Raw genomic sequence first — 12899 nt, forward strand, 5'->3', positions numbered from 1 at the left:
GGCGATCGGCAACGTTTCGACATAAATTTGCCGTTTCGCGACATGTTCGGACACACCAGGACGAACCCGGGAAAACAAAGCGCAGTACTTCAGTGGGGTGCCAACGTTAAGGAAGCCCGCTAATGTACCGCACACCCCTGCTGGCCCGGTTAGCCTTCGTGGCAAGCCTGCCGCTCTTCGCCCCCCCTGCCTGGGGACAGACGCCGTCGCCACCTTCAGCCGACGAATCTGCCGCTGTCATTGCCCGCGCTGAAACGGACGAGCGCACGCTCCTGGCGCAGGCACCACTCCCGGGTCGGCCCGACGTCGGGCCTTCGGCAAAGATGCCGGGCCCTCCGAGCTTTGACCGAGGCCCTGGCGTCCCCGGGCCGATGGCAAGTCCGATGATGGCCGCAGGGGCACCTGCAAAAGGCCCGCATCGCGGCCCTCCGCCGAACGTCGCCGAGCACCTTTCTCGCCTCGAAGTCGAACTCGGAATTCGTTCCGCCCAGTTGGACGCTTGGCGCGACTTCACCGACGCGATGATCAGCGTGATGCAGCCGCCGAAGCCGCCGCGCCCCGAGCAGGTCGTCCAGGGCTCCGATGCACCGAAAGCGGCACGCGCGCCGTTCGAGATGGTGCAACGGATCGCCGACGACACCATCGAGCGCGGCCGCAGTGCTGAAGCTCTAAAGCGCGCGATCGAGAGCCTCCGCACCAAGCTCACCCCGGATCAGCTGCAGAAGCTGGCGCTCATCGAAGCTCGCATGGTGCCACCCGCACCTCCCGGTCCCCCACATAGCGGTTTTGGCGACAATGGCCCCCCGTTGCCGCCACCCGGGCGTTAGTGCCCGGCGGGGCGGCAATTATCGCCGCCCCGATTTTTTTCTTTGCGAGATGGTCAGGCAAATCTGAAGGCAACTCCATGGCTCACAGCATTCCCGAGCGTCTAGCTATCCTCATCGACGGCCCCAGCTTGGAACGGGCCGCAAAGGCATTGAAGCTCGACATCGACTACAAGCGCCTGCTGGCGATGTTCCAGCAGCGTGGCTATCTCGTTCGAGCGCACTACTACGCGGCGCTTTCTCCCGACCGCTCGCAAAGTACACTGCGACCGCTGCTCGATTGGCTCAGCTACAATGGCTTCTCAGTCATCAGCCGGATCGCCAAGGACTTGACCACCGCCGGCTGTCAGGGCGCGATCGCCGTCGACTTGGCCGTCGATGCGATGCAGATCTCCGACCGCATCGATCACTTCGTGCTGTTTACCGGATCGTCCGACTACATCCCGTTGCTGGCTGCTCTTCAAGGCAGGGCGCGGCGTGTCACAATCGTTTCGACATTGCGCGCCGAGCCCCTTCTTGCCGATGACCTACGCCGGCAGGCCGACTATTTCCTCGAACTGGACGACCTGCGACCCATCATCGGCCGGGAGGAGCGGCGCGAGGAAAGACGGCCTATGAACGGTCGCCGCCCCGAGATGCCTGAAAGCGCCGCGAACTGAAACGCCACAAGAGAGCCGCCGCAAGATGTGCGGCATTTGAGCTGGGTCACGAGCAACCGTCATCGAACTTACCAAATCCTGAGGCTCTGCTGCCTAACGTTTCGTGCACGGGCAGAGCGCACTAAGGTGAGGTACCCGATGACGGCAATCGTTGATCTCGCGGGCAAGCGTGGCCTTGTCGTCGGCATCGCCAACGAACACAGCATCGGCGCCGGCTGCGCGCGGGCTTTCCGCGAAGCCGGCGCCGATTTGGCGGTCACCTATCTCAACGAAAAGGCCGAGCCGTTCGTACGCCCTGTCGCGGACGAATTGTCCGCCGAGTTAGTCGGGCCGTGTGATGTACGCATCGCGGGTCAGCTCGAAGCCGTGTTCGACGGCATCACAAAACGCTGGGGCAGGCTCGACTTCCTGCTTCACTCCATCGCCTTCGCCCCGCGCGAGGACCTGCACACGTCGCTGGTCAACTGCTCTGCCGACGGCTTCGCAACGGCGATGAACGTCTCGTGTCACTCGTTCATCCGCATGGCAAAGCTGTCTCTGCCGCTGATGACGAGCGGCGGCTGCCTCATGACAGTCTCGTTCTACGGCGCCGACAAGGTTGTCGAGAACTACAACTTGATGGGCCCGGTGAAGGCCGCGCTGGAATCCAGCGTCCGATATCTCGCCGCCGATCTTGCCGACAAGTCCATCCGAGTCCATGCCATATCCGCCGGCCCGGTGAAGACGCGCGCCGCATCCGGCATCGAGCGCTTCGATGAGCTGCTGGACGAAGTGCGCAAGCACACGCCGGCAAAGAAGCTGGTCAGCATCGAAGAGATCGGCAAAGTCGCGGCATTCCTTGCCAGCGACGCAGGCTCTCCGCTCACTGGTTCGGTGACCTACGCCGACGCAGGTTTTCACATTATGGCGTGATGAACGATCGGCGATGTCTTAGCCGTCACCGGCATGGTCTCGGCTGCATCGCAGATCGCGACCTTTGTCTCGGAAGCCGCCACCAGCTGCCGCTCCTCGCGGATGATGTCGAGAAGCCGCAGCCGCTCGAGCCGCAGTTTGATTTCGAGTGGCATTGCAGCGGCAACGTCGTACCTGCGCTGCAGCGCCGGCGTCATGCGTGAAAGTAGTTCGCCTGTAAATTTATCGGTCATTTTTGGCCCCTGATTCCCAATGGAATTTCAAAGAGAAGAGGCGCGAGTCTTGAAAGTTCCTATTCACTCGAAATAAATGCGGTTGCCACACCAATGCGGCAGCATCATTCGAGCGTCGCAGACCCTTTATCAACATCGACCCGGATCCGCATCGGATCACCTGGCGCCGAGTCCGCGACATCATTGAAAACCCGTGTCGGGATCGTGATTAGCAGCCCCTTGGCCGGATCCTCTTCGGCCGTCGCTTCATCGAGCTGGATCGACGCGACACCGACCACCGCCACGCATTTGCTGCCGCCCGCCTCGTCGCTGACATCCGGCATGACTACCGCTACGCCCGCCGCGCAGCACACAGGCTCCACGGTGTCGACCGAATAGACGCTGATGGAATCGTCTTTGAAGGTGCGGCTATGCTTGGCAGCCGGAGCGATCAGATCCTCCAGCCCGACATGCGCTTCGTCGCAACTTTTCACCTCCAGAGCGGCCGCTGGAGCAACGAGGGCCAAGCCACAGGCCAAAGCCGCCGCACCCCGGGAGATGCTGGAGATGAAACCGTGCTGCATGGCGCTGAGCCTCAATGTCAGGCGCTGGCGGCAGCCGGAGAATTTTCGGGCTGCGTCCCTTCGCCGGCGTCTTCGCTGAGCCGCGCCATAACCTCGTTGGTCAGGTTGCGAACCGCCGTTCCGACCTGCCCCGGATACTTCGCCAAATAGCTACGCTCATAGGTCTGGAAGTTGGCCGCATCCTGCAGCGCGGGCATCCGCGGAATCGCCTGCGCGAAGCAGGCGTTGTCCGGGTTGTCCTGCAGCCAGCGATGATATTCTTCGTCGGAGACCGAGTTCGGCTCCTTCATATTGACGATGACGCCGAGGTTCTGCGCAAACCCCATCTCGGGATTGAGGCTCTTGAAGCGGCGGAACACCTCGAGCCCGCATACGGACACATAATCCGCCTTTGTCGGCGAGATGTGATAGTCGGCCTCGCGCAGCCAGCACTCCGTCAGCACCGACAGCCCCGGAGGGCAGTCGATCAGCACGATGTCGAACACGCGTCGCACACCGTTGAGCAATTCGCCGATCACCTCGCGCAGGCGCCCGTGCAGGTTCTCCTTCGAGACCTCCCGCTCCAGCAGCGTGAGTTGCATATCGCTCGGCAGCAGGAACACCGAGCGCGCGTCATCGACGTCCGAGACATTGCGCACGATGAACTTCGGCCAGTCGATTACCTGGTTCTTGAGCACGCGGCCGTGGAGATAGTCGACGATCGTCGCCCCTTCGCTCTGAAGCTTATAGAGGCTCGAAACGCTCATTAGCATGCTGGAGACGCTGGCCTGGGCGTCGCTATCGATCACCAATACGTTCTTGCGGTGGTACGCCGAGATCGTCTCGGCGAGGGCTAGAACCAGCGTCGACTTGCCGACGCCGCCCTTGGTGTTCATCACTGCGATCGAGTTGCGCATGCTGTCTGGACTTCCCCACCCGGCCCCTCGGCACCCCGATCCTGGAGCACCCAACCACCTTGCATTGCGCGGGAATATGGCAACCATGGGAACGCACCACAATCGCGCCGCACGACGCACGCAACTTCGTGGCGCCAGATAGCCTCCTGTAAACCGTCGCCGGACGAACCGCAGGCACCATTGTCCCGCCCTTAACCTTCACTAGAGGTAATCTCGCCGTCTCATCCCTTGGAGGCCCTTTAGTCATGGCTCACACGCAGGCGCTTCGTCTCGCGCGCCCCATCGCAGCGATTCTCTTTGCCGCCATCTCGCTCTCGCTGGCCGGGTGCGGAATCAACACCATCCCCACCTACGAGCAGAACGCGAAAGCCGCCTGGTCAGAGGTCCTCAACCAGTATAAGCGCCGCGCCGACCTCATCCCGAACCTCGTTGAGACCGTCAAAGGCTTTGCCGATCAAGAGCGCACGGTCCTGACCGATGTCGTCGAGGCCCGCGCCAAGGCAACGCAGGTGCAGGCCAACATCCCGGCCGACATCCTCACCAACCCCGAGGCCATGCAGAAATTCCAGGATGCGCAGAACCAGTTGGGCGGCGCGCTCGGTCGCCTGCTCGCTGTCGTCGAGCGCTATCCGGATATCAAGTCGGGGCAGAACTTCCTCGCTCTCCAGAGCCAGATCGAAGGCACCGAGAACCGCATCGCCATTGCGCGGCGCGACTATATCCAGTCGGTACGCGCCTATAACACTGAGATCACCACGTTCCCCGGCCGTATCTGGCGGGCCGTGATGTACCCCTCGTCGAAGGAAATGGCGACGTTCGACATCCCTGCCGAGGAAATGAAAGCGCCCAAGGTCGACTTCGGCACCAAGAAGTAAATGGCTCGCCGCTGACCGATTTGGAGGCGTCTGATGATGCCCGCCACCTGGAGTGCTCGGCTGCCGCCGATAGCTGAGCGTTCCCTCGCGACATTGCTGCTAGCGACGCTGCTCCTAATGGCAGCGCCGCTGATCGCTTTGGCCGAGCCGACGTTCCCGGCACTCACCGGCCGCATCGTTGACGAGGCGGGTCTGCTCTCGCCTGAGCAGCGAGCCGCGATTGAAGCGCAGCTCACCGAGCTCGAGCAGAAATCGACCGATCAGCTCGCCGTCGTCACGCTCAACTCGTTGCAGGGCTACCCCATAGAGGATTTCGGCTATCAGCTCGGCCGCAAGTGGGGCATCGGTCAGAAGGGCAAGGACAACGGCGTCCTTCTCATCGTCGCCCCCAATGAGCGCAAAGTGCGCATCGAGGTTGGTCGCGGTCTCGAACCACAGCTCACCGACGCCATGTCCAAGCTCATCATCGAGAATGCGATCATCCCTCAGTTTCGCCGCGGCGATTACGCGGCGGGGATCGCCGCCGGCGTGCGCGATATCAAGGACGTGGTTCTCGGCGACGCCGAGGAAGTGAAACAGCGCGCCCACAAGGCTTCCGACGAACTCGACTTTTGGCAGATGATGTTGATCCTTTTCTGGATCGGCGTCGCATTGTTCGTATTTTTCGCCGTCGTCCAGTCCGTCAATCAGCAAGCCCAGCAGGCCGCAGCCGGCCGAGGCCCGCAGCGACGACGCGGACCTGTCTTCTATCCCGTCGACTCCGGCAGCTGGGGCGGCGGTTGGTCGGGCGGCGGAGGAGGCGGTGGCTGGTCGGGAGGTGGCGGTGACTTTGGCGGCGGCGGCTCATCGGGAAGCTGGTAATGCAGCGTGAATCAGCAGGCGCCCGGAAGGCCCATTTATGGAAGCCCAACGATGAGACTGTTCTCCATGGCTGACGAAGCGCGTATCTCAGCGGCCATCGCCGATGCCGAACAGCGCACGTCCGGCGAAATTGTCGTCGTCGTCGCCGCACAGAGCGACGGCTATCACTATGTGCCTCCGCTCATTGCCGGCATTGTCAGCCTGTTAGTGCCCTGGGTGCTGATTTACTTCACGCAGCTATCCATCGTGCAGATCTACCTCGTGCAGCTCGCCGTGTTTGCCATCGTCACGGCCGCGCTGATGCCGCTCCGGGTCCGAACAGCGCTGGTTCCTGCCAGCATAAGGCGCATGCACGCTCACCGCCGCGCCGTAGAGCAATTCCTTGCCCAGAACCTCCACACCACCGGAAGCCGCACAGGCGTGCTGCTCTTTGTCTCTGTGGCCGAGCGCTATGCAGAGATCATCGCCGACCAGGCAATCGACGCAAAAGTGCCGGACGGCACTTGGCAGGCAATCATCGACGACCTGACCGCCGCAATCGGCGCGGGCCAGCCCACGGAGGGCTTTGTCGCCGCCATTGGAGCCATCGGCACCGCCCTCGCAGCCCATTTCCCCCCCGGCTCCAGCGATCCCAACGAGCTCCCGGACCACCTCATCATCCTTCAGTAGACCCAATTCACCCGGCGTCGAGGTGACGCCGCCCCTGCCTTTTTTCCGTGCTATAGGGCGGGCGCCGGGGCACCTGGATGGGGAACTGAACCGTGGATATGGCAACGACCGCTCACTCTGCTGCCGACGTAACGCAGCGGGCGCCGCTCAAGGCGCGCGTCTCCTGGATGCTGTTCGATTGGGCGGTTCAGCCCTTCTACACGCTGATCCTAACGTTCCTTTTCGCGCCCTACTTCGCCAACGTCGTCGTCGGCAACGGGCCTCATGGACAATCTCTCTGGGGCTACGGCGCAGCGGTCGCAGGCATCTTCATCGCCCTCGGCAGCCCCTTCCTCGGCGCCTTCGCCGATGGACGCGGCCACCGCAAACCTTGGATCGCGCTGTTCTCGGTCATCCTCGCTGCCGCAATGTCGACGCTCTGGATCGCCACACCGGCCGCGCCGAGTTCGACGATCTTCATCGTCCTATTCGCGTTCGTCTGCGCCACCGTCTGCGCCGAGTACACGGCCGTCTTCACCAACGCCTTCATGCCCAGCCTTGCCCCGCAGAGCGAGCTTGGCCGCCTCTCCGGCGCCGGCTGGGCCTGCGGCTACTTTGGCGGCCTCGCCAGCCTCTTTCTTGTCGCCGGACTGATCGTTCCCGTCGACGGCTCGGGGAAGACGTTGCTTGGTCTTACGCCGCTTCTGTCCCTCGACACCGCAGCGCGCGAAGGAGACCGCATCGTCGGCCCGCTTTCCGCGCTCTGGTACCTCGTCTTCATGATCCCGTTCTTCCTGTTCGTGCCCGACGTCCGCCAGAAGCGCGTCAGCGATGGTCGCCACGCCACCGCCGAGCTTTGGGACACCGTCCGTGCGCTACCGCACAACCGGGACATGATGCTCTTTCTCATCGCCCGCATGATCTACACCGACGGCCTCACGGCAATCTTCACGTTCGGCGGCATCTACGGTGCAGGCGTCTTCGGCTGGGGGCCGCTCGAGCTTGGTCTCTTCGGCATCATCCTGACCCTGGTTGGCGCATTCGGCGCGCTCCTCGGTGGCGTCATCGACGACCGCATCAGCGCCAAGTTCGTGATCGTGTCGGCGCTCGTAGTCTTGCTGTTCGGCGCCATCGGCATTCTCTCGGTCGATAAGGATCACGTCTTCTTCTTCGTGGACGTTGCCCCGAAGCTTGCCGACTCTTCGCCCTTCTCATCGGCCGGCGAGAAAGTATTCCTCGCCTTCGCTATCATCGTCGGCCTCGTCTCGGCGCCCGTGCAGTCGTCCAGCCGCTCGCTGCTCGCCCGCCTCGCCCCGCCGGAGAAGATTACGCAGTACTTCGGCCTCTTCGCCTTCTCGGGAAAGGTTACCGCCTTTATGGCGCCCCTGCTCGTGGCCCTCGTCACGACGCTGTCCGACAGCCAGCGCCTCGGCATGTCGGCCATCGCGCTGTTCCTGATCGTCGGTATCGCGCTGATGGTTCCGGTCCGCCAGCCGACAGCGGCATCTAGTGCCCAATGACGTCTATCCCCATCTTTCGGGGTAACAACACCGCTTCGCATCACGACAAGGAGTGATTGCAGATGACCCGTCCTCTTCCGTTTCTGGCCGCGCTGCTGATCTTGCCGGCAAGCGTCGTCATCGCCGCTGAGGGCACCACGACGCCTCAGAACGCGCCCCGCGTTGAGGAAACTGAGCCGCCCGCGCCGCCGCAGCGCAGCGCTGGCGAAGTGATTGATGACGCGAAGGATGCCACCAGCGCAGCCATCGACGCGGCCAAGGAGGCCATCCTCAAGGCCATCGACGCCGCCAAGGAGCACGCCGGCGCCGGTATCGAGAAGGGCAAAGAGGAGAGCGGCAAGGCAATCGACGAGGCCAAAGAGTCGACGAAGCTTCTCGACAAGGCAGCAGAAGCCGCCCGCGAGGTTCTCGACAAGGCCAAGAAGGCGACGGCTGAGGTGCTCGACAAGGCGAAGGAAGCGGCCGACGAGTTGAGCAAAGACGCAAAGAAGTCGACTGACGCGACGCCCGCGCCAAAGGAGGCCACTCCAAAGGAAGAGGGCCCGCACGATCAGCACGAGCCCTCAACCAAGTCACAGTGGCACTAAGCGCCTGATGTCACGACGACATCGCCCGATTAGGGCGAGGGAGCCGGCGCCGGTTCAGCCGGCGGAGTTGCGGGCTCAGCGGCGGGAGCAGCAGGCTCGCTCGGTGCGGCCGGAGCAGGCTCAGCCGGCGGCGTAGCTTCGCTCGGAGCAGCCGGCGGCGTCTCTGCGGCAGGTGCCGGAGCAGCAGGTGCCGGAGCTGGTTCTGCCGGAGCGGCAGGCGCCGGCTCAGCCGCAGGCGCTGGCGCGGCAGGTTCGGCCGGAGCCGCAGCAGGTGCTGCCTCGTGCGGAGCAGGCAGTGGCGTGTAGACGTAGACGATACCCGCCACAATGGCGGCGACGATCACGATAAAAATGATCACGCGGACGATAGAGTTCACAGCGGTGGTCCCCCAATGCTGGATGGATCGGCGGTTAACCTTAGGGCCAATGACCAAAAACAACAACAAAGTGCGACGATTACGCCGCCTACCTTGCCGGACGCTCCGCAATCATGAACCACGACGGGCCCATCAAAGGGTCGTTCCAGACCCGCTTCCATTTGAAACCGGCCTTCTCGTAGGCCCGGACGGCCCGTTCATTTCGGATGGATGGAAACACGCAGACCGAGGTGGCAAGCGTCGTACTGAACACCTCTTCTTTCAATTTCGCCAAGGCAACGTGGCCGACGCCACGGCCGCGATGCTCTTCAGACGCAATGAATAAATCGAGGTCCCAGGTGCCCGGCTCTAGGTCGTCGGGCAGCTCCTCGCCCCACATCGTGGCGTCGACAGCGTGCGCATAGCCGACCGGCCTACCGTCCGCCTCGATGATCCGCGACAGCGCGTGCCCCGACCCGAGAGCGATATTGACCTCGGCCTCAGTCGCCGAGCGAGGCCCCCACCAGGCCTCGATATCAGGTCGCGCCAGCCACGAGCGGATCAAGTCCCAGTCGCCGCGATGCGCCGGGCGTAAGCGGACGACCACCTCGCCGCTCCCGCTCATATCAATGCCGGAAGTGCCGCATGCCGGTGAACACCATCGCGAGGCCCTTCTCGTCCGCCGCAGCAATCACCTCTTCATCGCGCATCGAACCGCCAGGCTGAATGACAGCGGTGGCTCCCGCCTCGGCTGCCGTCAGCAATCCATCCGCAAACGGGAAGAAGGCATCCGAGGCTACGACGGACCCGCGCGTCAGCGGCTCGGACAATCCGAGTGCGGCAGCAGCATCTGCCGCTTTGGATGCGGCGATGCGCGAAGAATCCACCCGGCTCATCTGCCCTGCACCGATACCCACGGTCGCCCCATCCTTCACGTAGACGATGGCGTTCGACTTCACGTGCTTTGCCACCTTGAACGCGAACAGCAGATCGGCCAGCTCCTGTTCACTCGGCGCACGCTTGGTCACAACCTTGAGGTCAGACGCGGTTATCACGCCGTTGTCGCGCGACTGCACCAGCAATCCGCCTGCTAGCGACTTGACGAACGTGCCAGCCGCACGCGGATCGGGAAGACCATCCGTCGTCAACAGTCGCAGGTTCTTCTTTGCCGCGAAGATCGCCTTCGCTTCCTCGCTCGCCGCCGGGGCAATCACCACCTCGGTGAAGATCTTGGTGATCTCCTCCGCGGCCTCCGCATCGATCAGACCGTTGAGCGCGATGATCCCGCCGAAGGCACTGACGGAATCGCAGCGCAGCGCTTTGAGATAAGCGTCCTTCAGGCTCTCGCCGGTCGCCACCCCACACGGATTGGCGTGTTTGATGATCGCCACCGCCGGCTTGTCGACGCCGAACTCCGCAACGAGCTCGAACGCCGCGTCCGTATCGTTGAGGTTGTTGTAGGACAGCTCCTTGCCCTGATGCTGCTGGGCCGAAGCAACGCCCGAACGCACATCGCCCGAAGCATAGAATGCCGCCTGCTGATGCGGGTTCTCACCATAGCGCAGCGGCAGCTTCAGCCGTCCGCCGAACGAACGCCACGCGGGCATCTCATCGCCCACCTCTTTCGCGAACCACTGGCTGATCGCCGCATCGTAGGCAGCCGTGCGTGCATACGCTTTGGCCGCCAGCTTGCGGCGTAGCTCCAGCGTCGTCGCACCATCGTTGGCGCGCATAGCTTCGAGCACGGCGTCATAGTCGGCCGGCTCCACCACAACGGTCACGCCCGCATGGTTCTTCGCCGCGCCGCGGATCAACGCAGGCCCTCCGATGTCGATGTTCTCGATGCAGTCGTCAAAGTCGGCGCCCTTCGCCACCGTCGCCTCGAACGGATAAAGATTGACCACCAGGAGATCGATCGGTGCGATGCCATGCGCAGCCGCCTGAGCCTCGTGATCGGCGTCGCCGCGGATCGCCAGCAGACCGCCGTGCACAGCTGGATGCAGTGTCTTCACGCGGCCATCCAGCATCTCCGGAAATCCGGTAACCTCGGACACGTCTTTCACCGCGAGCCCAGCCTCGCGCAGCGCCGCCGAGGTTCCACCTGTCGAGATCAGCTCGACGCCCATATCGACCAGAGCACGCGCAAACGGGATCAGCCCCGACTTGTCGGAGACAGAAAGAAGCGCGCGGGCAACGCGCGGGGCGGTGGTCATTCCAGATTTCCTTCCGGCAGTCGCTCAGCGACCCAATTCACTTCCGTTTCCCCGAAGGTCACGCCACGCAGCACGATTTGCTGCCGCGGCCGGGGTCCGGCATTTTCGGCGAAATATACGCTCTCTTCGATGCTGAGAGCAGCGCCCTCGACGCTGAAACGCCAGCGCTGGCCGCCGGGCAGCGTTATAACGGCCTCGTCGAAGGCGTCGCCGCGGCCACAGCGCGCACTCGGCGCCAGATGGAAATGAATTGCGAACGGTAGATCGACGCGCAGGCGGATTTTGCCATTGAGCCCATCCAGCCGGTCACGCCCCTGAAGACGCAGGCCATCCGCCGTCAGTTGCAGCCGGCGGCTGTGAATGAGTTCATGCCGCCGGTAGTAACCATCATGGCTCGCCTCGAGGCTCACCCCATCGCCCTCCACGAGCTGCCACTCGACCCGCTCGGGATAGCGCAGGGGCGGAGCGCCGGTCAGCGCCTCGATCTTTCGATGTGTGATGAGCCGCGAGGACGATGTCTCAGCTAGCACCAGTGTGTTGTGGCTCGCGGTCGCACGCGCCGCCGGAAACCAATCGCCAGCAGCAGGCCCCGGCAACCCACCGTTGACGAACAACAACTCTCGGCCATCGCTCATCTCAAACGACAGACAGCCAGCCTGCGCCTGCGAGGACTGCGCCAACGCAGGCGGTCGCCCCACATCCGCAATGATGGTGGTCGCGCCGCATTCGAGGCGCGCATATCCCGAAGCCCGCGCCTCACGCAGCGGCCCTAACGAGCCATCGTCATAGGCAGCAACGGTCGCCAGCGCCGCCGCTTCTGAACACCCAACGCCGTTGAACCGCGCCAGCATGCCATCACCCAGACGCAGATAACGCAGCATCGGCAGCATGTGCTCGAGCGTCTCGCTTACCCCGAGCGGCAACTTGCGATCACGCGCTGTGAAGCACTGGCATAGCGGCAGCAGATCGAGCAGCAGCTCCACCAGCAGAGCAGGGTTGCGCGTGATGTGTCCGCCATCGGCCAACACCTGCCACGACAGTTCCGCCGCGAGGTTCGCTTCAACATCGCGCAGCTTTTTGTCGTGTCCCGCCAGCGACAACACCGCAAAGGCCAGCGCCATGACAGCGAGCAGCCGCTCGTAGCCATCCGGCGCCTCACGCCACGTCGATGACAAATGCGCAAGCTGCCGCCCGAGGCTTCGGGTAATGGCCCCATAGGTTTCGGGATCGGCATCTTCCAAGAGGAAGTTTGCATGCGACAACCACGAGATCAGCCGGCGTGCGCTCACAGCAGGCGCCGCCGCTACACCCGTCCGCGCGTGCCCGAAGCGCAACGTCCATTCGAGCGCCAACCGACGCCCGGTTAGACGTGCTTCTTCGCTGCCCACCGCATCGAGATTGCGCAGCCACCCGAACCCGTGCAGCTCACTGGCCCACGCCGCGTTGGGCGCATCCGCTTCGAACGGCGAGCGTCCCTTGAGCATGAGGAGGCTACCGGCAAGACCGAACTGCCCATGCTCCAGCTCCGTCCAGAAGCTCGGATCGGCGGTGCGCAGGTCTTGGGGTACGATCAGCAGATACTCGACCGGCGTCCTCGCCGTGACCCAACGCTTCAGCGGCGTTGCGATGACGCTGGCGAACCCCGGCCGCCTGCCAGACTCGTCGACCGCGAGTGCAGCCTTGCGCAGCCGCTCCTTGAGCGTCAGTTCAGCCATGCGAGCCCCGCAGCGCCCACCCGGCTCGGGCAGGCCT

The 12899-nt window shown here is 63.6% G+C and carries 15 protein-coding genes; 8 read left to right on the plus strand and 7 right to left on the minus strand.

From position 1 onward, the window contains the following. Window positions 1–371: 371 nt before the first annotated feature. The 3 genes from NDB2M4_RS20140 (at window position 372) to fabI (ending at window position 2395) form a co-directional block, all read left to right on the plus strand. The gene (locus NDB2M4_RS20140; protein ID WP_171988003.1) at window positions 372–827 is read left to right on the plus strand and encodes a Spy/CpxP family protein refolding chaperone; all 456 of its coding nucleotides are present in this window, start codon (window positions 372–374) and stop codon (window positions 825–827) included. Between the two features lie 77 nt (window positions 828–904). Next, the gene (locus NDB2M4_RS02230) at window positions 905–1483 is read left to right on the plus strand and encodes an NYN domain-containing protein (RefSeq protein ID WP_072369477.1); all 579 of its coding nucleotides are present in this window, start codon (window positions 905–907) and stop codon (window positions 1481–1483) included. Between the two features lie 138 nt (window positions 1484–1621). Beyond that, window positions 1622–2395, plus strand: a complete 774-nt coding sequence (gene fabI / locus NDB2M4_RS02235) for an enoyl-ACP reductase FabI (protein WP_072369489.1) — start codon at window positions 1622–1624, stop codon at window positions 2393–2395. Here the strand turns inward: fabI and NDB2M4_RS02240 are convergent. From NDB2M4_RS02240 to NDB2M4_RS02250, 3 genes are all read right to left on the minus strand, one after another. Then, window positions 2380–2628 (minus strand): hypothetical protein, encoded by a 249-nt coding sequence (locus NDB2M4_RS02240; protein ID WP_072369491.1) that lies wholly within the window; start codon window positions 2626–2628, stop codon window positions 2380–2382. The genes fabI and NDB2M4_RS02240 overlap by 16 nt on opposite strands. Before the next feature lie 104 nt (window positions 2629–2732). Continuing rightward, on the minus strand, window positions 2733–3191 hold the full coding sequence (locus NDB2M4_RS02245) for a hypothetical protein (RefSeq protein WP_139247062.1): 459 nt from the start codon (window positions 3189–3191) through the stop codon (window positions 2733–2735). Window positions 3192–3208: 17 nt separating this feature from the next. Further along, window positions 3209–4087, minus strand: a complete 879-nt coding sequence (locus tag NDB2M4_RS02250; protein ID WP_072369497.1) for a ParA family protein — start codon at window positions 4085–4087, stop codon at window positions 3209–3211. Window positions 4088–4332: 245 nt separating this feature from the next. Here NDB2M4_RS02250 and NDB2M4_RS02255 point away from each other — a divergent pair, with 245 nt between their 5' ends. The 5 genes from NDB2M4_RS02255 (at window position 4333) to NDB2M4_RS02275 (ending at window position 8578) form a co-directional block, all read left to right on the plus strand. Then, complete coding sequence (locus NDB2M4_RS02255; RefSeq protein ID WP_072369500.1) at window positions 4333–4962, plus strand: LemA family protein; 630 nt, start codon at window positions 4333–4335, stop codon at window positions 4960–4962. Window positions 4963–4995: 33 nt separating this feature from the next. Then, the gene (locus NDB2M4_RS02260; protein WP_072369503.1) at window positions 4996–5823 is read left to right on the plus strand and encodes a TPM domain-containing protein; all 828 of its coding nucleotides are present in this window, start codon (window positions 4996–4998) and stop codon (window positions 5821–5823) included. Between the two features lie 51 nt (window positions 5824–5874). Beyond that, window positions 5875–6492: a TPM domain-containing protein gene (locus NDB2M4_RS02265; protein ID WP_072369505.1), complete on the plus strand. Its 618-nt coding sequence runs from the start codon at window positions 5875–5877 to the stop codon at window positions 6490–6492. A gap of 98 nt (window positions 6493–6590) precedes the next feature. Continuing rightward, on the plus strand, window positions 6591–7991 hold the full coding sequence (locus NDB2M4_RS02270) for an MFS transporter (protein ID WP_072369506.1): 1401 nt from the start codon (window positions 6591–6593) through the stop codon (window positions 7989–7991). 62 nt (window positions 7992–8053) lie between these two features. Next, window positions 8054–8578, plus strand: a complete 525-nt coding sequence (locus NDB2M4_RS02275; RefSeq protein ID WP_072369507.1) for a hypothetical protein — start codon at window positions 8054–8056, stop codon at window positions 8576–8578. A gap of 29 nt (window positions 8579–8607) precedes the next feature. Here NDB2M4_RS02275 and NDB2M4_RS02280 read toward each other — a convergent pair whose 3' ends face one another. The 4 genes from NDB2M4_RS02280 to NDB2M4_RS02295 form a co-directional block, all read right to left on the minus strand. Then, window positions 8608–8955, minus strand: coding sequence for a hypothetical protein (locus tag NDB2M4_RS02280; protein WP_072369508.1), 348 nt, complete (start codon window positions 8953–8955; stop codon window positions 8608–8610). An 88-nt stretch (window positions 8956–9043) separates the two neighbouring features. After that, window positions 9044–9541 (minus strand): GNAT family N-acetyltransferase, encoded by a 498-nt coding sequence (locus tag NDB2M4_RS02285; RefSeq protein ID WP_171988004.1) that lies wholly within the window; start codon window positions 9539–9541, stop codon window positions 9044–9046. A 19-nt stretch (window positions 9542–9560) separates the two neighbouring features. Further along, window positions 9561–11147: a bifunctional phosphoribosylaminoimidazolecarboxamide formyltransferase/IMP cyclohydrolase gene (purH, locus tag NDB2M4_RS02290; protein WP_072369528.1), complete on the minus strand. Its 1587-nt coding sequence runs from the start codon at window positions 11145–11147 to the stop codon at window positions 9561–9563. Then, window positions 11144–12862 carry a heparinase II/III family protein gene (locus NDB2M4_RS02295; RefSeq protein ID WP_072369531.1) on the minus strand — a complete coding sequence of 573 codons (1719 nt, stop codon included), beginning with the start codon at window positions 12860–12862 and terminating at the stop codon, window positions 11144–11146. Before NDB2M4_RS02295 ends, purH begins: the two co-directional genes overlap by 4 nt. Window positions 12863–12899: the final 37 nt, after the last annotated feature.

This window comes from Hyphomicrobium sp. NDB2Meth4 (assembly GCF_900117445.1).
In the GTDB taxonomy this organism is placed as follows: domain Bacteria; phylum Pseudomonadota; class Alphaproteobacteria; order Rhizobiales; family Hyphomicrobiaceae; genus Hyphomicrobium_A.